Consider the following 23,236-nt stretch of genomic DNA (forward strand, 5'->3'; position numbering starts at 1 on the left):
CGGCGGCGGGCAGAGCCCGGCGCCGGCGCTGTGCGCTCACTCCAGCCTGGTCTCGAGCCCCGGTGACTCCACCAGCCGGACCTTGACCGGCACGGTCCCGGTCGGGCTGACCTTCGCCCCGGCCTTCAGGGCCCGCTTGCGCAGGCGGCCGGGGTCGACGGTGGCACCCTTCTCCACCCGGTACGCGACCTGGATGCTGCCGTCACTTTCGGGTCCGCCGACGGCGTTCGCCACGCCCGGGTAGTCGGCCACGGCCCCGAAGATTGTCTCGGACATCCGCACCAGGTCCTTGTCGGCGAGCGGGGCGCCCCACTGCACCTCGACGTCCACGGCCGACTCGTCACCGATGCGCTTCAGCATGGCTGCGTCGGGCTTCTTGGTGAAGCGGATCCATGGGTACACCGAGACGCTCCGGTGCCACGCGCACTGCACGTATCCGGACTTCGCGTCGGCCTCGAGATCGTTGGCCAGGGTGTTGAACTCTTCGTTGCCGTACTGAGCTGCGACGACGTCGTCGAAGGACTCACCGCTCTGCTCAGCGTAGGTGCGGAGGTCATCCAGAAGGCCGTCGCTCATGGGCGCGGCCGTGCGCTGGCCCTGGACAATCACGGACTTGTAGCCGTGCTTCTCCTTCCGAACCGGGGTCACCGAGGCCGGCTTCGAAGGAGCCGGGCTCTGCACCGCAGCAGGTTGGGTGGAGGGCTGGGCCGGTTCCTCGGGCTGCGACACGGGCACCACCGTACCTACCAGCACAGCGGCCACTGCGGCGGCCGACAGCAAGCTCGTTCGAGTGCGCACCATGAGCTCCCGGCGGAACGGTAAAGACGCGTGTACGACCTCAGGTCCACACGCAGAGTGACACGCGAACGCCGTGCGTGACAATCAGCCGATCAGAGGTACCTTTTCATCGCTGTTTTACCTGCCTAGGAGGCCCCCGTCGGTATCTCGCCGGGGGCCTCCTAGGCGTTCGCCTCTAGATCCCCAGCTCCCGGTCGATCAGGTCGAACATCTCGTCGTCGGTGGCGATCGTCAGTTCTTCCAAGGCCGACTCCTGCGTGGTGCTGCGGCTGCGCAGGTTCTGCATCAGGCCCTCCAGGCGGGTGATGATCTCCGAGCGCTTGCGGCTGTCCTGGCCCACGCCGGCCAGGAGCGTCTCCAGTTGGTCGATGCCCTCGAAGACGGCGCCGTCCGCGTCCCCTTCGGCGGGCATGACCCCCGCCCGTAGGTATCCCGCCAGGGCCGAAGGCGTGGGGTAGTCGAAGATGACGCTGGCGGGCATGGTCAGGCCCGTCTCGGCGGTGAGCTGGTTGCGTAGCTGCAGCGCTGTCAGGGAGGTGAAGCCGAGCTCCAGGAACGAGCGGCCGGTGTCCAGGGCGTCGGGGCGGTTGAGGCCCAGCACCTGGGCGGCCTGGGTGCGCACCAGGTCCAGCACTGCGCGCTCGCGGGCGGTCGGGGGTAGAGCGGTGAGCCGGTCGGCCAGGGATTCCTGCGTTGCGGCGGTCGCACCCACCACCCGGCGAGTGCTGCCCCCGGAGGGGGAGCCGGTCAGGCTGGCCAGGAGGGGCGGCAGCCCAACGCCGTTGTGGCGGCGCAGGGCGGCCTCGTCGAGGGGCACCTGGACCAGCACGGCCGACGAGGTCTGGTGGCTGAGCACCGCGTCGAGCCGGGACAGGCCGCCCTGGCTGGTCAGCGGGTGCAGGCCGGAGCGGGCCAGGCGCTGGCGGGTCGCGTCTTCCAGGTACTCGGCCATGCCTGTGCTGTCTTCGAGCTGCCACGGTCCCCAGGCCAGCGACACGGCGGGTCGGCCGAGGGCGCGGCGGTGGGTGGCGAGGGCGTCGAGGAAGGTGTTGGCAGCGGCGTAATTGCCCTGGCCCGCATTGCCCCAGAGCCCGGCCATGGAGGAGAAGAGGACGAAGTGGTCGAGGTCGGCGGTGAGGGTGAGCTCGTGCAGGTTCCAGGCGCCGTCGACCTTGGGACGCAGCACGGTGTCGAGGCGGTCGGGGGTGAGGGAGTCGATGATGCCGTCGTCGAGCACGCCGGCGGCATGGATGACGGAGCGAAGCGGAGTCTGGGCGGGGATGCGCTTGAGGACGGCGGTCAGGCCCGGCCGGTCGGTGACGTCGGCGGCGGTGATGCTGGCGGTGGCGCCGGCCTGGGCCACCTGGGCCGCGAGGGCCGCCAGGCCGGAGGCCTGGGGGCCCTGGCGGGTGATCAGCTCGACGCGTTCGGCCTGGCCGGTGGTCGCGACGTGGAGGGCGACGAGTTTGCCCAGGGCGCCGGAGGCGCCGGTGAGGAGGAGGGTGCCCGGGGCGACGGTGCGTTCGGCGGGGTTGGTGGGCTGGGTTCGGGCCAGGCGCGGTGCGTGGAACTGCCCGGTGCACAGGGCAAGTTGTGGTTCGCCGGTGGCCAGTGCTGCCGGGATCTGAGCGGGGTCGAGCGTTTCGCTGTCGAGGTCGAGCAGGACGATCCGGTCCGGATGCTCCGACTGAGCCACCCGGATCAGGCCCCAGACCGCGGCCGCCGCCAGATCCGGTGAGCTGTCGGCCGTTGCACCCCGGGTCACGACCACGAGTCGGCCCGGTTCGGCTGCAGCCAGCCACTGCTGCAGTTCGGCGAGCACGGCCTGCACGGTCGCGCGGGTGCTTTCGGGCACGGTGCCGGCTGCGATCGGGCGAACCTGAATTATGGACGGGTCGCGCGCCTCGATCTCGGAGGCGCCGGTCCCGATCGGGGTCCAGGTGAGTTGGAACGGCGATTCCTGGCTTTCGGCAACGATTTCACCGGCTTCCAGAGCCCGCGGAACTACCACACCGATGGACGCCACGAGCTCACCTTGGGTGTCGGTGAGGGTGATCGCGGTGCCCCCGGATTCCGCCGGCGCCAGGTGGGCCCGGGCGGTCGTCGCCCCGGTGGCCGTCACGGTCACGCCGTTCCACGCGGCGGTGAGCACGGGAGTACCCGAGTCACCCGACAGCAGGGGCTTGAGGGAGTCCAGGAGGTCGGGGTGCAGGGTGAAACCGGTGACGTCGGTGGAGCCGGCCAGGGTGACCTCGGCCCAGGTCTCCTCGCCTCGGCGCCAGACCGCGTTCACGTTGCGGAAGGTGGCCGAGGGGTCGGGCTGGGCGCCGGCGGGGGGCCACTCGTTGGCCGTTACCGGCGTCTGGTCGTCTCTTCGGAGCGTGAGGACCCCGGTTGCGTGCTCGGTCCAGGTGCCCTGTTCCGGGCGGGCGAAGAGCTTGACCTCGCGGCGGTCGCCGGCTGCGGCCAGTGCGGTGGGCACGGTCGCTGCTGTGACCGACGCGGTGTCCGTGTTGGGCGCGGTCGGCGCGGTGACAACCACCTGCACCTGCAGCGTGCTGCTGGCGGTGAGGGTCAGCGGGGCCTGGATGGTGAGTTCGGCGAGGTGCTGGTGGCCGGTCTCGTCCCCGGCCCGCATCGCCATCTCAACCACGGCGCTTTCCGGCACCACGATCGTGCCGCCGATCGCGTACTCGGCCAGCCAGGGCTGCGCGGCCAGGGACAGACGGCCGGTGAGGGCTACTCCCCCGGTGCCCGGCAGGTCCACGGCTGCCCCCAGCAGGGGGTGCCCGGCGGCCGACTGGCCCAGTTCTGAAGCGTCGACCGGGGCGCGGTTGGTGCTGAGCCAGAAGCGTTCCCGGGTGAAGGAGTAATAGGGCAGCTCCACCCGCTGGGCGCCGGAGCCGGCGTAGAAGGCCGTCCATTCCACCGATGCGCCGCGCACGAACAGCTGCCCCAGCGCCGTCACCACGGTCAAAGGCTCGGCCTGGTCACGGCGCAGCATCGGCACCCAGGCCTCGGCCCGCCCAGCGCTCGTTTCCTCGGCGGTCTGCGGGCCCAGGGCCGAGAGCACGGCGTCGGGGCCGATCTCGACGAACGTCCGGGCTCCCTGATCCCGCAGGCCCGCCACGGCGTCGGCGAACCGCACCGGCTCCCGCACCTGCTGCACCCAGTACTGCGGGTCGGTCAGTTCCTCGTCGGCCGGCTTCCCGGTGACCGTCGAGACCAGCGGGATGCTCGGCCGCGAGTACGAGACCGAGGCCGTGACCTGCGCGTACTCGGCCAGCATGGGTTCCATCAGCGGGGAGTGGAAGGCGTGCGAGACCCGGAGGTCCCGGACCCATACGCCACGTTCCCGGAAGACCGACCGGACCTCGGCGACCGCCTTCTCGTCGCCCGAGACGACCACCGCAGTGGGGCCGTTCACCGCTGCGACGGCCACCCCGTCCATTGTTGAGAGCACTTCGGCCACCTCGGCCTCGGTGGCCTGGACGGCGAGCATGGCGCCACCGGCGGGCAGCGCCTGCATGAGCCGGCCGCGCGCGCCGACCACGGCGCAGGCGTCGGACAGCGACCAGACCCCGGCCACGTGCGCCGCCGCCAGCTCACCGATCGAGTGCCCGGCGACCAGGTCGGGGCGGATGCCCCAGGACTCCAGCAGACGGAACAGCGCGACCTCGACCGCGAACAGACCGGCCTGCGCCCACACCGTGCGGTCGAGCACGTTGTCGCCCGAGCCGTCGCCGCCGATGATCGCCCGCAGGTAGCGGCCCGGCTGGTCGAGGTGCTCCTCCAGCCCGGCGCAGACCGCGTCGAAGGCCTGCGCGAACACCGGATAGGCGGCGTAGAGCTGCTCGCCCATCTCGACCCGCTGCGCGCCCTGGCCGGTGAAAACGTAGGCCAGGCGACCCAGTTCTCCGGTGGCGCCGGTGAGCACCAGACGTCCGGCCAGACCCTCGAGCAGTTCGTCGCGGCCGCTGCCGACCACCACGGCCCGGTGGGTCAGCGCAGTGCGGTTGGTGGCCAGGGACCAGGCCACGTCCTGCTCGCGCAGGCCGGGGCGGGCGGCGACGAACTCGCGCAGGCGCTGGGCCTGGGCTGCGAGCCGGTCCTCACCGCGGGCCGAGATCACCCAGGGCAGGACGGGTGCTGCGATTGCACCGTTCCCGTGCGTGTTCCCGTGCGCAGGCAGGGCGTTGTGCATGCTCTCCTCCGGTTCCGGGGCAGGCGGCTGCTCGATGATCACGTGGGCGTTGGTGCCGGAGAAGCCGAAGCTGGAGATCCCGGCCCGGCGCAGGCGCCCGGTGCCCGGCCGGTCCGGCCAGGGGGTGAGTTCGGTGGTCAGCCGGATGCTGCCGGCCTCCCAGTCGACCTGGTGGCTGGGCTCGTCCACGTGCAGGGTGGCCGGGACCACGCCGTGCTGCATGGCCTGGACCATCTTGATGATCCCGGCCACGCCGGCCGCTGCCTGGGTGTGGCCGATGTTCGACTTGACCGAGCCCAGCAGCAATGGATTCTCGTCGTCGTGAGCCTGGCCGTACGTCGCGAGCAGGGCCTGGGCCTCGATCGGGTCGCCCAGCCGGGTGCCGGTGCCGTGGCCCTCCACCACGTCTACGTCACCGGGCTGAAGCCCGGCGTTGGCCAGGGCCGCCCGGATGACCCGCTGCTGTGAAGGCCCGTTCGGCGCGGTGAGACCGTTGGACGCGCCGTCCTGATTCATTGCCGACCCCCGCACCACCGCGAGGATTCGATGATTGTTGCGTCGAGCGTCCGAAAGCTTTTCGACCACAAGGACACCCACGCCCTCACCCCAACCGGTGCCGTCGGCCGCGTCGGCGTAGGCCTTGCAGCGGCCATCGGCCGCGAGGCCGCGCTGGCGGGAGAAGTCGACGAAGATGCTGGGCGTGGCCATCACCGTGGCACCCCCGGCCAGGGCCAGCGTGCACTCCCCCGAGCGCAGGGCCTGGGCGGCCAGGTGCAGGGCCACGAGTGAGGACGAGCAGGCCGTGTCCACGGTGACGGCCGGGCCCTCGAGGCCGAGTGCGTAGGCCACCCGGCCCGATGCGACACCGCCCGAGATGCCCGTTCCGACAAAGCCTTCGACATCGCCGGGGACGGCGCCGCCGCTGCTGTAGTCGTGGTAGATCAGGCCGGTGAACACGCCGGTGTCGCTGCCGTGCAGGCCCGCGATGTCGATGCCGGCGTCTTCCAGGGCCTGCCAGGACGTTTCCATCAGCAGACGCTGCTGCGGGTCCATGGCCAGCGCCTCGCGAGGGCTGATCCCGAAGAACTGGGCGTCGAAGTCGCCCGCGTTCCGCAGGAAGGCCCCGTCCCGCGCGTAGCTCTTGCCTACTGCGGCCGGGTCGGCGTCGAAAACCGTTGCCCATTCGGGGCCACGGTCGAGTGGGAACCCCCCGACCGCGTCCCTGCCCTCGGCCAGCATCTGCCAGAACTCGTCGGCCGAGGCGACCTCACCGTCGGCATCGCCGGGGAACCGGCAGCCCATCCCGACGATGACGATCGGGTCGTCGTCCGCCGCCACCACTCGTCCATCGGTGGTCTCTTGGGTCTTGTCGGCGCCTCCACCCAGCTCGCCGAGGACGTAGGCGGTCAGCGCGGTGGGCGTCGGGTAATCGAAGACGAGCGTGGCGGGCAGCCGCAGTCCGGTCGCCTCGCCGAGCTGGTTGCGTAGTTCCACTGCGGTGAGCGAGTCGAAACCGAGTTCCCGGAACGAGCGGTCGGCGTCGACCGCCTCAGGCCCGGCCAGCCCGAGAACTGCTGCCGCCCGGGAGAGCACCAGCGTCTTCAGTTCGGCCTCGGTGAGCTGGGAAAGGTCTGAGCGGCGGGCCGAGCCGGTGGCGGCCCGCCGGGTGCTGCGACTGCGGGTGACCAGGCCCGCCATCAGGGCCGGCACATTGCTGCTGGTGAAGACGCTGGGGTCGAGCCGGGCCGGAACGAGCAGGGCCCGGTCGTCGGTCGCGGCGGTGTCGAGCAGGGCGAGTCCGTCAGCGGCGCTGAGCGGTTCGAGGCCCTGGGCGGCCATGCGCTGCCAGTCGGCCTGGCCCAGGTTCCCGGCCATACCCGCTTGCTCAGCAAGCTGCCACGGACCCCAGGCCAGGGAGGTCGCTGGCAGCCCGGCGGCCTGGCGGTGGGCGGCCAGGGCGTCGAGCACGGTGTTGGCGGCCGCGTAACCGCCCTGCCCGGGGTTGCCCCAGATGCCGGCGATGCTCGAGAACAGCACGAACGCGTCCAGATCCAGGTGCCGGGTGAGCTCGTGCAGGTGCCAGGCGCCGTCCACCTTCGGCCGCAGCGCTGCTTCCAGGGCCTGCGGGGTGAGCGAGGTCAGCACTGCGTCGTCCAGAACGCCGGCCGCGTGGATCACGGCCCGGAGGTTGGGCGTGCCCGCGATGACCTGCTCCAGAGCGGCGCGGTCGGCCACATCGGCGGCCACCACGTCCACTGCAACCCCGAGCTCGACCAGTTCGGCGGCCAAATCGGTGGTGTTGCCCCGGCGCGAGAGCAGGACGATGCGCTCAGCCTGACCGGTGTCGGCGAAGTGCCGTGCGATCAGGCCACCCAGAGCCCCGGAAGCACCTGTGATGAGGACACTTCCGGCTCGCCGCGGCTGGGGGAAGGTGAGCACGACCTTGCCGATGTTGCGGGCCTGGCTGAGGTGGCGGAAGGCGTCGACGGCCCGCCGCACGTCCCAGGCCGCCACCGGCAGGGGCCGCAGGGCGCCGGCTGCGAACAGGTCGGTGAGCGCGGCGAACATCCGGCCGATCTCGGACGGGTCCAGCTCGAGCAGGTCGAACGCCTGGTACTGCAGACCGTCGTGGTCACGGGCCACGTCCACGGCGTTGCGGATGTCAGCCTTGCCCATCTCCACGAACCGGTTGTGCGAGCCGGCCGCCAGCCGCAGCGAAGCATCCACGAACTCACCGGCCAGCGAATCGAGAACGACGTCCACACCGCCGTTCTGGGCCCGGAACGCCTGCTCGAAGTCCAGGGTTCGCGAGGAGGCGATGCGCTCGGGCGCAAGGCCGAGATCCTTCAGCACCGACCACTTCGACGGGCTGGCGGTGCCGAAGACGGTGGCGCCGAGGTGCTGGGCCAACTGCACGGCGGCGATGCCGACGCCACCCGCCGCGGCGTGGATCAGGATCGACTCACCGGCCTGCAGATCAGCCAGTTCGACGAGGGCGTGGTAGGCGGTGAGGAAGACCACCGGGGCCGCGGCCGCCTCGGCGATGCTCCACCCCTGGGGCACCTTGGCCAGCAGTCGCTGGTCGGTGACCACCTCAGGGGCGAACGCGGCCGTGAACAGGCCCATCACGAGGTCGCCGGGCCGGAACTCAGCAACGTCGGGCGCGGTTTCGAGCACGACGCCCGCGCCTTCCAGGCCCAGCTGACCGGCTTCGCCCGGGTACATGCCGAGCACGTTCAGCACGTCGCGGAAGTTCACTCCGCCAGCCTTGAGCGCCACCCGGACCTGGCCGGGGCTCAGCCGCTGGACCGGTTCGGTCTCGGCCAGCGTCAGGTTGTCGAGGGTGCCGCGCTCAGTGAAGTCCAGCCGCCAGTTGTCCACGGCGGGGGTCTTCAGCGCGGTGTTCTTCGTGGCGCGGGCCAGGCGGGGAACCAGGAACTGGCCTGCCCGGACGGCGATCTGGGGTTCGGCAGAGGCGAGCGCGGTCTGGAACTGCTCCGGAGTCTCGCTGCCGTCGAGGTCGATCAGGGCCAGCCGGCCGGGGTTCTCGCTCGCCGCCACCCGGATCAGGCCCCAGACCGAGGCCGCGGCCAGGTCGAGGTCGTGCTGGCCGGGGCCGGCGGCGATGCCGTTGTGAGTGACGACGACCAGGCGTGTTCCGGCCAAAGGGGTTTCCGAGAGCCAATCCTGGACGCTCTGCAGGGTTTGGGCGGCCGTGGCCCGAACTCGCTCTGGCAGCGGCGCTGCGGCGTTCGTGTCGGTGTTGGCCGGCAGATTGAGGACGAGGGTGGCGGGCATGGTTGCGGATTCGTCGCCGAGGGTGGCCAGGAGTTGGGCGACGCTGGAGTGGACCGGGGTGGCAGCCGGTAGGCCCAGGGGGGCCTCCTTCACCGGGCTGGCGGGTCGCAGGATGGCCAGACTGCCCAACGAGGTGTGCTGCTTTTCGGTCGCGAAGTCGCTCGGCGGGTTGACCCATTCCACGGTGAAGAGGGCTTCACTGCCGGTCTCGGCAACCTGGGCTTCCAGTGGACGCAGCGCCAAGTTGCCGATGGTGACGATCGGAACGCCTGAGCCGTCGGCCAGGGTCAGCGCCGTGCCGTCTCCCGAAGCGGCCGGGGTCAGGTGCACACGACCAGCGCGAGCGCCGGTGGCGTGCACGGTGACGTCGGTCCAGGCGAACGGCAACCGGGGGCGGCTGCCAGTGCCGTTGCCGCTGCTGTCGCTGGCGTTGGCGCTGGCGCTGGCGCTGGCCAGCGCGATCGGGTGCAGGGCGGCGTCGAGGAGCGCGGGGTGGATCCCGAAACCGCTGACGGGCGTGTCTTCGGGCAGCTGGATCTCGGCGAACAGCTCGTCCCCGCGACGCCAGACCGCCTGCACCCCCTGGAACAGGGCGCCATAGCTCAGGCCCTGCTCGGCCAGACCTGCGTAGAAGCCGTCCAGGCTCTCAGGCTCGGCCGTCACCGGGGGCCAGACCGCGGCCTCGCCGATAGATGCGCCGTCTTCGATGTCCCCGAGCCGGCCCACAGCGTGTCGGGTCCAGGCGTTGGACGGGTCTTCCCGTTCGGGCTGGGAGTAGATGGCCAGGTCGTCGCCGTCCACCGTCACCTGCACCCGCACGCCGCCCTGTTCCGCGAGCACGAGGGGCGCCTCGATGATCAGCTCGGACAGCTGCGAGCGGCCCGCCTCGTCACCGGCCCGGACGGCCATCTCGACCAGCGCGGCGCCGGGCACGACGATCCTGCCGGCCACCTGGTGCTGGGCCAGCCAGGGCTGAGCGACGGTAGAGAGCCGGCCGGTAAGAACCAGCCCACCGCTGGCAGGGAGGTTGACGGCAGCGCCGAGCAGCGGGTGGCCGGAGGAGCCGAGACCGAGACCGGTGGCGTCCGAGCGGCCGGTGCCCGAGCTCAGCCAGTAGCGCTGGCGGGTGAAGGCGTAGGTGGGCAGGTCGACCCGGCGAGCGCCGGAACCGGCGAAGAACCGTGGCCAGTCCACCCCGCCGCCCCGCACGTGGAACCGGCCCAGGGCCGAGACCAGGGTGGTGGCCTCGGCCCGGTCACGACGCTGCAGCGGCAGCCAGGCCTCGTCCTCTTCCGCGCTCTGCGCACCCAGGCCGGACAGCACGCCGTCCGGTCCGAGCTCGACGAACGTCCTGACTCCGCTCTCCCGCAGCGTGCTCACCGCGTCGGCGAACCGCACGGCTTCCCGCACCTGACGTACCCAGTACTGCGGGTCGGTCAGCTCGTCGCCGGCCAGGGCGCCGGTCAGCGTGGAGACCAGCGGGATCTTTGGCGTGGCATAGGAGACCGAGGCCGTGACCCGGCCGAACTCGGCCAGCATGGGTTCCATCAGGGCCGAGTGGAAGGCGTGCGAGACGCGCAGCTTGCGCACCCGGATCTCGCGCTGGGTGAAGAGCTCGGCCAACTGGTCGACGTCGGTTTCCGGGCCGGAGACCACCACGGCGTTGGGACCGTTGACCGCGGCGATGCTCACGCCACTGTTCAGGGCTTCCCGGACCACGTCCTCCGAAGCCGCGACCGACAGCATGGCCCCACCCTCGGGCAGAGCCTGCATCAGCCGACCGCGGGCGGCGACCACGGCACAGGCGTCGGCCAATGACCAGACCCCGGCGACGTGCGCGGCCGCCAGCTCACCGATTGAGTGCCCGGCCACCAGCGCCGGACGCACACCCCAGGACTCGAGCAGGCGGAACAGGGCGACCTCGACGGCGAACAGACCGGCCTGGGCCCACACCGTCTGGTTGATACTGTCGCTGACTTCCCCGGCGATGACCTGCTTGAGCGTGAGTCCGGAGCGGTGCTGACCAAGGTGTTCTTCCAGGCCCGCGCAGACCGCGTCGAAGGCCTCGGCGAAGACCGGGTAGGTGGCGTGGAGCTGCTGCCCCATGCCGATCCGCTGGGCACCCTGGCCGGTGAAGACGAAGGCCACCTTGCCCAGGGCCCCGGTGTGCCCGACGGCGTGCTCGCCCGGCCGATCGTCGGCGAGGGCCTGGAGGTTGTCGAGAAGTTCGGCCTCGGAGGCACCGACGACCACCGCTCGGTGGCCCATCTGGGCGCGGGTGGTGGCCAGTGACCAGGCAATGTCGGCGGCCGAGGCAGTGCCGGTGGCCGAGGCAGTGTCGGCGGCCGAGGCTGTGCCGGCGGCTGAGGCTGTGCCAGTGGCTGAGGCGGTGCCGGTGGTGATGCCCTCGCGGACGGCGGCGGCCAGGCGGGCAGCCTGGGCTGCGAGGCCGGCTCGGCTGCGGGCCGAGATCAGCCAGGGAAGCACCGGTGCCGCGGGGGTGGGGGTCGGGTGGACGGAGATGGGTTCGGTGGAGGTGGCGGCCGAAGCGGACCGCGCCGAGGCGGTGACCGTGGCGGTCGCGGAGGCAGTGGGCGGGGCGGAGGCGGGGGTCGCCTTCGGCTCGAGCTCGTCCGGGGCCTGTTCCAGGATCACGTGGGCGTTGGTGCCGCTGAAGCCGAAGCTCGACACGGCGGCCCGGCGGGGACGGCCGGTCTGCGGCCAGGCCGTTTCCGCCGTGACGAGCTGGACGGCGCCGGTGCTCCAGTCGACCTGGGTGCTGGGCGCGTCTACGTGCAGGGTAGCCGGGACCACGCCGTGCCGCATCGCCTCGACCATCTTGATGATCCCGGCTACGCCCGCGGCCGCCTGGGTGTGGCCGATGTTCGACTTCACCGAGCCCAGCAGCAGCGGATTCTCGTCGTCGTGAGCCTGGCCGTACGTCGCGAGCAGAGCCTGGGCCTCGATCGGGTCGCCAAGGCGGGTGCCGGTGCCGTGGCCCTCGACCACGTCCACGTCGCCCGCTTCCAGTCCGGCGCCGGCCAGAGCGGCCCGGATGACGCGTTGCTGGGACGGTCCGTTCGGGGCGGTGAGGCCGTTGGACGCGCCGTCCTGGTTCATAGCCGACCCCCGCACCACCGCGAGGATCCGATGTCCGTTGCGGCGAGCGTCCGAAAGCTTCTCCACCACAAGGACACCGACGCCCTCACCCCAACCGGTGCCGTCGGCGGCGTCGGCGTAGGCCTTGCAGCGGCCGTTCACGGCCAGCCCACGTTGGCGGGAGAACTCGACGAACGTGCCGGGGGTGGCCATGACGGTAGCGCCGCTGGCGAGCGCGAGGTCGCACTCCCCCGACCTCAGCGCCTGAACGGCCAGGTGCAGGGCGACCAGCGAGGAGGAGCAGGCCGTGTCCACGGTGACCGCGGGCCCTTCGAGGCCCAGCACGTAGGACACCCGACCCGAGGCCACACCGCCCGAATTGCCGGTGCTGACGTAGCCTTCCACCTCTTCGACGGGTACATCACCCGTGCTGTAGTCGTGGTAGATCAGGCCGGTGAACACGCCGGTCGCGCTGCCGGGCAGCGACTCGGGGTTGATCCCGGCGTTCTCCAGCGCCTCCCAGGAGGTTTCGAGCAGCAGGCGCTGCTGCGGGTCCATGGCCAGCGCCTCGCGGGGGCTGATGCCGAAGAAGTGCGCGTCGAAGTCACCGGCGTCGTGCAGGAATCCGCCGACCCCCGAATAGGTCTTGCCGCTGGCCGCCGGGTCTGGGTCGACGACGCCCTCCCAGGCCGGGCCGCGGTCGCGGGGGAAGCCGGTGATCGCGTCGGTGCCTGAGGTGAGCAGGTCCCAGTACTGGCCCGCCGAGCCGACCCCGCCCGGGAATCGGCAGCCCATGCCGACAATCACGATTGGGTCGTCGGCCGTCCCTGCGGCCGATTCCGGGGCCGGGACGGTGACCGACGTAAGGACGTCGTCCACCAGTTCGCGGATCACGAAGGCGGCCAGCGCGGTCGGGGTCGGGTAGTCGAACACCAGAGTGGCCGGGAGCTTCAGGCCGGTTGCGGCGCCCAGGCGGTTACGCAGTTCGACCGCGGTGAGCGAGTCGAAGCCCAGTTCTCGGAACGAGCGGCCGGTGTCCACGGCCGAGAGCCCGTTCATGCCGAGCACGGTGGCGGCCTGGCTCAGGACGAGGTCGCGTACCAGTTCTTCGCTCTCGGCGGGGCTGAGCGGGGCCAGGCGCTGGGCGAGGCCTTCCCCAGTGGTGGTTGTGGTGGCGCTCAGAGCGCGCCGGGACGAGTGGGCCGGGGCCAGGCCGGAGAGCAGGGCCGGGACCTCGGTGGCGCGACGCAGACGGGCTCGGTCGATGCGGGCGGGTACGAGGAGAGCCTGGGCGGGGGTGGTCCGGCTGACCGCGTCGAACAGCGCGAGACCGTCGGACTCGCTCAGCGGCTGCATGCCCTGCGCGGCCATGCGCTGCCAGTCGGCCGCGGTCAGGTGCCCCGTCATGCCTCCGGCGGTGCTGTCGGTCGTTAGCTGCCAAGGGCCCCAGGCCAGCGAGACGCCGGGCAGGCCTTCGGCCCGGCGGGCGGCGGCGAGGGCGTCGAGGAAGGTGTTGGCGGCGGCGTAGTTGGCCTGGCCGGGGTTGCCGAGAACGCCTGCGACGGAGGAGAAGACCGCGAACAGGTCGAGGTCGGTGCTACGGGTGAGCTCGTGCAGGTTCCAGGCGCCGTCGATCTTGGCGCGCAGGACAGGGCGCAGGCGTTCGGGGGTCAGGGCGCCGATCAGTCCGTCGTCGATCACACCGGCTGCGTGCACGACGCCCTTCAGAGGGCCCCTGAGTCCGGCGATCACGGCGGCCATGGGTGCGCGGTCGGCGGCGTCCACCGCCAGGACCCGCACGGTGACGCCGGTGGTGGCCAGTTCAGCGGCGAGAGCGGCGGTTCCGGTGGCCGAGGGGCCGCGGCGGGAAAGCAACACCAGTTCGGGCGGGGAAGCGACGCCGGGCGTGGCACTCAGCGGGCTGGCGGGCGTAGCGGCAGGCGTGGCAGCCAGCTTGCTGCCCTGCGTGGCGGCAGGCGTGGCGGCAGGCGTGGTGCCCGGCGTAGTCGATGCGGCGGCTGCCGGGGAGGCCGCGGTGTTGTTGCCAGTGGGCAGGACAGCGGAGGCGGCGAGCTGGCGGGCCAGTTGCCGGGCGACGAGCGCGCCGAGGGCGCCGGAGGCACCCGTGAGCAGGATGGTGCCGCTCAGGTCGGCCGATGGGAAGGTGAGCACGACCTTGCCCACGTTGCGGGCCTGCTGCAGGTAGCGGAAGGCTTCCGGGGCCTGGCGCACGTCCCAGGCGGCGACCGGCAGGGGCCGCAGGGCACCGGTGGCGAAGAGCCCGGTCAGCGCCGAGAGCATCCGGCCGATCTCGTCCGGTCCGAGCTCCAGCAGGTCGAACGCCTGGTACCAGAGGCCCTCGTGCTCACAGGCCACGTCGGCGGCCTCGCGGATGTCGGCCTTGCCCATCTCGACGAACCGGTGGCCTTCACCCGCAGCCAGCCGCAGCGAGGCATCCACGAAGTCACCGGCGAGCGAGTCCAGGACCACGTCCACCCCGCCACCGCTGACGGCGCGGAAGGCCGGCTCGAAGTCCAGGGTTCGGGAGGAGGCGATGTGGTCGTCGGTCAGTCCGAGCTCGCGCAGCACCGGCCACTTCGGGGTGCTGGCGGTGCCGAACACGTGCGCGCCCAGGTGCTGGGCCAGCTGGACGGCGGCGATGCCCACGCCACCGGCGGCGGCGTGGATCAGGATCTTCTCGTCGCGCTTGAGGTCGGCCAGTTCGACCAGCGCGTAGTAGGCGGTGAGGAAGACAACCGGAGCTGCGGCGCCCTCGGCCAGGGTCCAGCCCGGCGGCACCGGGGCGAGCATGCGCTGGTCGGCCACCGCCTCGGGGCCGAACACCCCCGGGAACAGACCCATCACGTGGTCTCCGGGCTGCAGGGCGGTGACGTCGGCGGCGGTCTCGACGACCACGCCGGCGCCTTCCAGGCCCAGCTTGCCCGGATCGCCCGGGTACATGCCGAGCACGTTGAGCACGTCGCGGAAGTTCAGGCCACCGGCGCGCAACTGAACGCGCACCTGGCCGGGCTGCAGCTCGGCGGCCGGTTCCATCGGGGCCAGCTCGAGGTTCTGCAGGGTGCCCCGGCCGGTGAAGTCCAGGCGCCAGCTGCCCTGCGGCACGGTGAGCGCCTGAGCGGGACGGACCAGGCGCGGAACCAGGATCTTGCCCTGGCGAACGGCGAACTCGGGCTCACTGAGGGAGGCCCCGCCCGAGAGCAGGGCACTGAAAGCAGCCATGCGGTCGCCGTCGCCCGCCGGGCCCATCAGGTCGGCCAGCTCATCGACGTCGGCCAAGGCGATCCGGCCCGGGTTCTCCGCTGCGGCTGCGCGCACCAGACCGGTCAGGGCCGAAGCCCTCAGGTTCAGCCGCACTCCCCCGGCATCCACCGCGCGCTCGGTAACGACCAACAGCCGGGACGAGGCGAGAGCCGTTTCCCGGAGCCAGCTCTGAAGCATTCCGAGCAGATCGGTGACAGCGGTCGCCGCGCCCTCAGGCAGAGCCACCACGGCCGACGTGTTGGGAAGGCAGAACACGACGACGGTCTTCGGCAGCGCGTCCTCGGGGTAAGCCCCAACCAGCTCGCCCAGATCGTCGAAGCGCCGCACTCCTTCGAGGCCCGTCCCACCGATCACCGCCCAGTCGTCGACCGGCGTCTCAGTGGCCTCGGCACGCACCCAGTCGAGGCCGAAGAGCGCTTCGCGCAGCAGCCCGGCATCCTGGCTCTTAGCCGTGAAAGCCTGTAGTGAAAGGGAACCCACAGTCGCGATCGGCTGACCAGAGTCGTCCGTGAGATCCACGCTGTAGGCGTCGCCGACCGGAGCAATGCGCACCCGGGCCGCACGGGCGCCGGTGGCGTGCACCACCACGTCGTTCCAGGCAAACGGAACGCGCACCTGTGCCCCGGCGGCCACGGAGATGCCGTGCAGGGCAGCATCGAGCAATGCCGGGTGCAGCCCGAAGCCCGAAACGTCCACCGTCTCGGGCAGGGCGACCTCGGCGAACACCTCGTCACCGCGGCGCCAGACGGCCTTCACTCCCTGGAACACCGGGCCATAGCTCAGCCCAGTGTCCGAAAGAGCTTGATAATCAACAATGGACGCATCAGCGCCAGCGGGCGGCCAGGCGGCCGGTTGCGTGGTTGCGGACTGGGTGACGGTGTCCGGCCCTGCCGGCTCCAACAGGCCGGCGGCGTGCCGGAACCAGGTGCCGGTGACGTCGTCGTGCTCGGCCTGGGAATGGATCGAGACCTGGCCGGAAGACCCCAGCACCACCTGCACGCGCAGTCCGGAGGTGGCCGGAAGCACCATCGGCGCCTCGATCACCAGCTCGGAGAGCCGTCCCAGGCCGATCTCGTCACCGGCCCGCACGGCCATCTCGACCAGGGCCGTGCCGGGTACCACCACCTGCCCGGCCACCCGGTGGTCGGCCAGCCAGGGCTGGGTGTGCAGAGCCAGCCGGCCGGTGAGCATGAGCCCGCCGCTGGCGGCCAGGCTGACGGTGGCTCCGAGCAGCGGATGCCCGGCCACCGACTGCCCCAGGCCGGCCAGATCGGCACTGTCGGTGCGCGGGACGACCCAGTAGTGCTCGTGCGTGAAGGAGTACGTCGGCAGGTCCACCCGGCGGGCACCGGTGCCGGTGTAGAAGGCCGGCCAGTCCACCGTCAGGCCCCGGGTGTGCACCTTGCCCAGAGCGGTGATCAGGCAGGTGGCCTCGTCCCGGTCGCGGCGCAGCACCGGCAGCCAGGCCTCACCCGCTTGAGCAGCGTCGTCGGCACCGAGGGCGGAGAGCACACCGTCCGGGCCCAGCTCGACGAAGGTACGCACGTCACGCTCGCGCAGCACCTTCACCGCGTCCGCAAGCCGCACCGGCTCGCGCACCTGCCGGACCCAGTAGGCCGGATCGGTGAGCTCGTCGGTCACCGGCAGCCCGGTGACGGTCGAGACGATCGCGATCTGCGGACGCTCGTAGGCCACCGAAGCGGTGACCCGGGCGAACTCGGCCAGCATCGGCTCCATCAGGGCCGAGTGGAAGGCATGGGAGACCCGCAGACTGCGCACCCGCACGTCCTGGGCCTCGAAGTGCTCCCGCACCCGGGCGACCGCCTCAGCCTGGCCCGAGACCACCACAGCGGCCGGGCCATTGACGGCGCCGAGGTCGACGCCCTCGATGCTGTCGATCACCTCGCGCACGGTGGCCTCGTCGGCCTGGACCGCGAGCATCGCCCCGCCGGAGGGCAGGGCCTGCATCAGCCGGCCACGGGCGGCGACCACCGTGCAGGCGTCGGCGAGCGACCAGACCCCGGCCACGTGGGCCGCGGCCAGCTCGCCGATCGAGTGCCCGGCCATCAGGTCGGGCCGGACTCCCCAGGACTCGAGCAGACGGAACAGCGCCACCTCGACCGCGAACAGGCCGGCCTGGGCGTACTGGGTCTGGTTCAGCAGTTCCTGGTCGTCGCCGCGGATCACGTCGGCCAGCGGCCGGTCGAGATGCTGGTCCAGCTCGGCACCGACGGCGTCGAAGGCCTGAGCGAAGACCGGATAGGCGGCATGCAGCTGCTGACCCATCGCGAGGCGCTGTGCGCCCTGTCCGGTGAAGACGAACGCGAGCCGGCCCGCCGGGCCGGCCACCACGTCCATTGTTGGGGCATCAGCCAGATCGGACAGCCCGGAGACCAACTCGGCGGCCGACGAACCCACGACCACTGCGCGGTGCGAGAGCCCGGCGCGGGCGGTGGCCAGCGACCAGCCGACATCGGCCGGGTCGATCCGCTGCCCCAGCGGGGATTCGTGCAGGGTTTCGCCGGAGGGGCGCTCACGGACGAAATCGGCCAGGCTGCGGGCCTGCTCGGCCAGGCCCTCGGCGCTGCGGGCCGACAGCAGCCAGGGCACGGCCATTGCCGTGGTGGGGTTCTCGGCGGCCGGCGCGTCACCCAGCGTCGAGGTTTCCTCGGGGGCCTCCTCGATGATGACGTGGGCGTTGGTGCCGGAGAACCCGAAGGACGAGATGCCCGCGCGGCGCGGCCGGTCGCGGCGCGGCCAGGCGACCGGCTCGGTGACCAGCTCGATCGCCCCCGCGGCCCAGTCCACGTGCGAGCTGGGCGAGTCCACGTGCAGGGTGGCCGGGACCACGCCGTGGCGCATCGCCTGGATCATCTTGATCACCCCGGCCACCCCGGCGGCGGCCTGGGTGTGACCGATGTTCGACTTGACCGAGCCAAGCAGCACCGGGTTCTCGTCGTCATGAGCCTGCCCGTAGGTGGCCAGCAGGGCCTCGGCCTCGATCGGGTCGCCCAGCCGGGTGCCGGTGCCGTGGCCCTCGATCACGTCGACCTCACCGGCCGAGAGCCCGGCGCCGGCCAGCGCGGCCTGGATCACCCGTTGCTGGGAGGGGCCGTTCGGCGCGGTCAGGCCGTTGGTGGCACCGTCCTGGTTGATCGCGCTGCCGCGCAGCACGGCCAGTACGCGGTGGCCGTTCTTCTTGGCGTCGGAGAGCTTCTCGAGCACGAGGACGCCGACGCCCTCGCCCCAGCCGGTGCCGTCGGCGGCGTCGGCGTAGGCCTTGCAGCGGCCGTCGGCGGCCAGGCCGCGCTGGCGGGAGAACTCCACGAAGGTGCCCGGCCGGGCCATCACGGTGACCCCGCCGGCCAGGGCCAGGTTGCACTCCCCCGAGCGCAGCGCGGCGGCGGCCAGGTGCATCGCGACCAGCGAGGACGAGCAGGCCGTGTCGACGGTGAGGGCCGGGCCCTCCAGGCCGAGGGCGTAGGAGACGCGGCCGGAGGCGACCCCGCCCGAGGCGCCGGTGCTGACGTAGCCCTCGACCTCGTCGATCCCGTCGGCGGCGTAGTCGTGGTAGATCAGGCCGGCGAAGACGCCGGTCGGGCTGCCGTGCAGGCCGGCCGGGTCGATCCCGGCGTTCTCCAGCGCCTCCCAGGAGGTCTCGAGCAGGAGTCGTTGCTGCGGGTCCATGGCCAGGGCCTCGCGCGGGCTGATCCCGAAGAACTGCGCGTCGAAGTCGCCCGCCCCGGGCAGGAACGCGCCCTCACGCGAGTAGCTCTTGCCGAACGCCTCGGGGTCGGCGTCGTAGACCTCGCCCCACTGCGTGCCCCGGTTCTGCGGGAACTCGCCGACCGTGTCCCGGCCGGCGGTGAGCAGATCCCAGAACTCCTCCGGCGAGGCCACCCCGCCGGGGAACCGGCAGGCCATCCCCACCACGGCCATCGGCTCGAACCGGTCCTCCTCGATCCGGCGCAGTCGCTCCCGCGTCTGCGCCAGGTCGGTGGTGACCCGCTTGAGATAGTCGCGAAGCTTGTCCTCGTTGGCCATCCGGCGACCCTCTCCACTTGCCACGAATCCGTAGCGCCGAAGCGCTAAATTCCCAGCTCTTTGTCGATGAAATCGAAGATGTCGTCGTCCTCGGCCGCTTCGATGCGATCGGCGACGGACACCTCCGGGCTGTCCTGGTCGTCCTCGGCCCGGTTGCGCCGCAGGGCGGTCAGCAGCTCCTCCACCCGGGCGGTGACCCGGGAACGGGCAGACTCGTCGGCCAGCAGGGTGGCCAGCGCCGACTCGACCTTCTCCAGGCCGGAGAACGCCGCCAGCACCTCGTTCTCGCCGCTGTCCTCGCCGCCGAGCTGGCGGTGCAGGTGACCGGTGAGCGCGTCCGGCGTGGGGTGGTCGAACACCACGGCCGCGCCCAGGCGCAGTCCGGTGGCCGTGCCCAGCCGGTTGCGTAGCTCGACCGCGGTGAGCGAGTCGAAGCCCAGTTCCCGGAAGGAGCGGCTGACCTCGACCGCCTCCGGCCCGGGAAGCCCGAGCACGTGGGCGGCCTGCGCCACCACCAGGTCGCGGATGGCCTTCTGCCGTTCGTCCGCGCCCAGGGTGAGAAGCCCGGCGGCCACGTCCTTCTCGCCGGCCACGTCGGGCACGTCGCCGCTGATCGGGGTGGTCGACGTGCGCCGGGCGGCGGCAGCCGGGACAGGCCCGGCGACCAGGCCCGCCGCGACCGGGGGCAGCCCCGCCGCGTCGCGGTTGCGCAGGGCCACCCGGTCCAGGCGGGCGGCCACCAGCAGGGCCCGCCCTGCGCCCGGGGTCTGGCCCTCGAGTTCGACGGCGTCGACGGCCACGTCCAGCAGGGCCAGCCCGTCGGCCGCGGTGAGCGGTACGAAGCCCTGGCGGGCCAAGCGTTTGCGGTCGCCCTCGGTGAGGGTGCCGGCCATGCCGCCGGTGGTTCCGGTCAGAGCCGGGTCCAGGTCCCACGGGCCCCAGGCCAGTGAGGTGGCGGCCAGGCCGGCGCGGCGGCGGTGTCCGGCCAGTGCGTCGAGCACCGTGTTCGCTGCGGCGTAGTTGCCCTGCCCGGGGTTGCCCCAGGTGCCCGCGACCGACGAGAAGAGCACGAACCGGTCCAGATCCGCGTGCCGGGTGAGTTCGTGCAGGTTCCAGGCGCCGTCGACCTTGGGCCGCATCACCTCCTCCAGCGACTCGGCGGTGAGCGAGCCGATCACCGTGTCCTGCAGCACCCCGGCGGCGTGGAACACCACACTCAGCGGGCGTTGCGAAGGGACGGCGGCCAGGACACTCGCGAGCCCGGCGCGATCCGCCGCGTCGGCGGCGACCACCCGCACCCCGACGCCGGTCTCGGCCAGATCGGCGGCCAGCAGGGCCGCGCCGGGAGCCGAGGGCCCGCGCCGGGACAGGAGCAGAAGGTCGTCGTCCTGGGCGCTGTTCTGGTGGGCCAGATGGCGCGCCACCAGGCCCCCGAGAGCGCCCGAGGCGCCGGTGACCAGGACCGTGCCGCTGCGGCGGGAGAAGCTGGGCAAGGTGAGCACCACCTTGCCCACGTTGCGGGCCTGACTGAGGTGCCGGAACGCCTCGGGGGTACGACGGACGTCCCAGGCGGCCACCGGGAGCGGCTTGAGCACCCCGGCGGCGAACAGGCCCGACAGCGCGGCGAACATCTCCGCGATCAGTTCGGGGGTGCAGTCGAGCAGGTCGAACGCCTGGTAGCTGAGACCGTCGTGTTCGACCAGGACCTCGTCCGGGTCGCGGACGTCGGTCTTGCCCATCTCGACGAAACGGCCGCCGGGCCCGGCGGCCAGGCGCAGCGAGGCGTCGACGAACTCGCCGGCCAGTGAGTCCAGCACCACGTCGATGCCCGCGGCGCCGGTCTGGGCGCGGAACGCGGCCTCGAACCCGGTGGTGCGGGAGGAGGCGATCCGGGTCTCGTCCAGGCCCAGAGCGCGCAGCACCGGCCACTTCCCCGGGCTGGCGGTGCCGAAGACGTCGGCGCCCAGGTGCCGGGCCAGCTGCACGGCCGCGATCCCGACACCGCCGGCGGCGGCGTGGATCAGCACCCGCTCGCCCTCGCCGAGGCCGGCCAGGACCACCAGGGCGTACCAGGCGGTGAGGTACACGACCGGCGCGGCCGCCGCCTCGGCCAGGCTCCAGCCCTCGGGCACCGGCACCACCAGGCGCGAGTCGGTGACCGCGACCGGGGCGAAGGCGCCGTCGAACAGGCCCATCACCCGGTCGCCGGGCCTGAGCGCGGTGACGTCGGCGCCGACTTCCAGCACCACACCGGCACCTTCGAGGCCGAGCAGACCGGCCTCGCCGGGGTACATGCCGAGCACGTTGAGCACGTCGCGGAAGTTCACGCCCGCGGCGCGCAGGGCGACGCGGACCTCGTTGGGGGCCAGAGGACGGGTGCCCGCCCGGGTGGGCACGAGGGCCAGGTTCTCCAGCGTGCCCCGGCCGGTGCACTCCAGGCGCCAGCTGACCGCGCTCGGGCCTGATCCCTCGGCCGGTGCGGACACGCCCGCGAACGCCGGGGACCGGCTGGCCCCGCCTCCCTCGGTCACATCCTGAGCATTCAGAGCATCCAGAGCATCCAGCGTGGGAACGGTGAGCCCGACCGCGGCGCGCACCAGGCGCGGCATCAGCGGCTGGCCGGCCCGCACCGCGACCTGGGCCTCGTGCGTGGCCAGGGCCCCGGTCAGCGCCTCGATGGCGTTGTCCTGGGTCTCCAGGTCGACCAGCACGATCCGGCCGGGGTTCTCGGCCGCCGCCACCCGGGCCAGGCCCCAGACTCCCGCCGCGGTCACGTCGACCGGTGCGGCCCCGGCGTCCACGGCCAGCCGGGTCACCAGCACCAACCGGCTGTCGGCCAGCTCGTCGGCGGCCAGCCAGGCCTGCAGGGTGCCGAGCACCGCGGCGACCGCCTCCCGGGCGGCGCCGGGCAGCTCCACCGAGACGTCGGTGGGCTCGTCCTCGGGGATGCACGGCACGATCACGGTGTGCGGACGAGCCGAGACGTCGGCCAGCAGGGCGGTCAGATCCGGGTGGCGGGTGATCCCGGGCAGACCGAGTGTGCCGCCCAGCACGACCCAGCCGTCGGTGTCGTGCTCGGTCGTCTCGTCGGCGCGGGCCGGGATCCAGTCGAGTTCGTAGAGCGCCTCGCGGGCCAGCTGGGCGCTGCCCACGGTGATGCCGCTGGGTAGGGCGCGCAGCACCAGGGATCCCACTGTGGCGACCAGGTCGCCGGACTCGTCGGCCAGGGTGACCGAGACGCCCTCGTCGCCTGCGGGCGTCAGGCGGACCCGGGCGGTGACGGCGCCGGCGGTGTGCACGTCCACGTCGGTCCAGGCGAACGGCAGCAGCGGGCCGGACTCGTCGTGACGGGTGGTCCCGAGCAGGTGCAGCGAGGCGTCGAGCAGCACCGGGTGCAGCGCGAAGCCGGACACCGGCAGGCCGTCGCCGAGCTCGACCTCGGCGAACAGTTCCTCGCCCCGGCGCCAGGCCGCCCGCACCGCCTGGAACCGGGGGCCGTAGGCCAGGCCACCGTCGGCCAGGTCCGGGTAGAAACCGGCCAGGTCGTAGGGCTCGGCGTCGACCGGCGGCCACTCGGACAGGTCGGTCGGGGCCTGGTCCAGGCAGGCCTGGTCCGGGGAGGTCAGGACCGCTCCGGATGCGTGCAGCGTCCAGGCGCCCGGGTCGTCCTCGCGCCGGGAGTGGATGGTCAGCTCACGGGCGCCGTCCGGGCCGTCCGCCCCGACGGTGACCTGCACCCGGGCGGCGTCCTTCTCCGAAAGCACCAGCGGTGCCTGGACGATCAGCTCCCCGATCCGGGTGCAGCCGACCTCGTCGCCGGCCCGCACCGCCATCTCGACCAGGGCAGCCCCGGGCACCACCACCCGTCCACCGACCACGTGGTCGGCCAGCCAGGGCTGGGTGCGCAGGGAAAGCCGTCCGGTCATCACCACCCCGCCGCCGTTGGACAGGTCGAGCGCGGCCCCGAGCAGGGGGTGGTCGGAGGACTCGAAGCCCTTGGCCCCCAGGTCG

Annotated in this window: 3 protein-coding genes; all 3 read right to left on the minus strand. The window is 72.4% G+C overall.

Annotated features, from left to right (window positions below; all coding sequences use genetic code 11):
• Positions 1-36: 36 nt before the first annotated feature.
• Positions 37-729: a hypothetical protein gene (locus QSK18_RS17650; protein ID WP_285620548.1), complete on the minus strand. Its 693-nt coding sequence runs from the start codon at positions 727-729 to the stop codon at positions 37-39.
• Positions 730-973: 244 nt separating this feature from the next.
• The gene (locus QSK18_RS17655) at positions 974-19,225 is read right to left on the minus strand and encodes a type I polyketide synthase (protein WP_285620550.1); all 18,252 of its coding nucleotides are present in this window, start codon (positions 19,223-19,225) and stop codon (positions 974-976) included.
• A 44-nt stretch (positions 19,226-19,269) separates the two neighbouring features.
• Positions 19,270-23,232: an SDR family NAD(P)-dependent oxidoreductase gene (locus QSK18_RS36275; protein WP_502894210.1), complete on the minus strand. Its 3,963-nt coding sequence runs from the start codon at positions 23,230-23,232 to the stop codon at positions 19,270-19,272.
• Positions 23,233-23,236: the final 4 nt, after the last annotated feature.

The organism is Kineosporia sp. NBRC 101677 (assembly GCF_030269265.1).
In the GTDB taxonomy this organism is placed as follows: Bacteria; Actinomycetota; Actinomycetes; order Actinomycetales; family Kineosporiaceae; genus Kineosporia; species Kineosporia rhizophila.